We start from the raw sequence: 1,014 nt of genomic DNA, 5'->3' as shown, positions 1-1,014 counted from the left end.
GTCTACCTTCCCGTTAGGTGTCAAAGGAAGCGAGTCCAGCGCTATCAAAACGCCGGGAACCATGTAATCAGGAAGCTGGCTGGAAAGGTGCACATGCACCTGATCCCGCGTAACACCCTGGCCCACATAGTAGCCGATCAGGCGCTTGTGACCGCTGCCGTCGGCGCGCGCCACGACAACACCCTGGCTGATGCCCGGGGCCGTTTGGAGCACGCTCTCGATCTCGCCCAGTTCGATACGGTAACCACGTACCTTCACCTGGTCGTCCATGCGCCCCACATATTCGATGTTGCCATCAGGCAACCAGCGCCCCAAATCACCGGTACGGTAAAGACGGTCGCCTGCGACAAACGGGCTCGCTATAAAACGCTCAGCGGTCAGATCAGCCCGGTTCAGATAACCCCGCGCCACACCACTGCCGCCGATGTAAAGCTCACCGGCTACGCCAACTGGGCATAAACCGCCGCTGCTGCTTAATATGTAAATACACGTGTTGTCGATCGGGGCTCCGATCGTCACAGGCTGCCTTGACTGCATCAGTTTCTTGGTAGAATAAATCGTCGTCTCGGTCGGTCCGTACATATTCCATAGCTCGCCTTGCGCGCAAAGCGACTCTTTCAGGCTTTCACCGAGCGCTTCACCCCCTACCACCATCTTCACTGCCCCCTTGTTGCGCCACTGCGCATCGACCAGCACCTGCCAGCCGGCAGGGGTCGCCTGCATATGCGTCGCCTTGCCAGCGCTGAGCAGCCCCGACAAGGCCAGACCGTCCTGGGCCGTCTCACGGCTGGCTAGTAGCAGCCGGCCGCCACTAATCAATGGCAGCATGCATTCCAGCCCAAAAATATCAAAGCTGTAAGTGGAGACTGAAAGGAAAGTGCTACCTGCATCAAATGCCAACGTATTTCTAACGCTTTGCAGCAAGTTGATAAGGTTCCCATGCTCAACCATCACCCCTTTCGGATGGCCCGTCGAGCCCGAGGTGTAAATCACATAGGCAAGGTTGGCGCTGGT

The 1,014-nt window shown here is 57.7% G+C and carries 1 protein-coding gene; it reads right to left on the bottom strand.

Going from position 1 to position 1,014, the window contains the following annotated elements:
• Window positions 1-1,014 (bottom strand): amino acid adenylation domain-containing protein (locus AAHB90_RS32420; protein ID WP_342089480.1); only part of this gene is annotated, 1,014 nt, incomplete at both ends.

Origin of the sequence: Dyadobacter sp. OTU695, from assembly GCF_038440355.1 — a bacterium.
In the GTDB taxonomy this organism is placed as follows: Bacteria; Bacteroidota; Bacteroidia; order Cytophagales; family Spirosomataceae; genus Dyadobacter.
The sequence above is the reverse complement of the archived record's forward strand: the minus strand, read 5'-3'. Positions and strand labels throughout refer to the sequence as shown.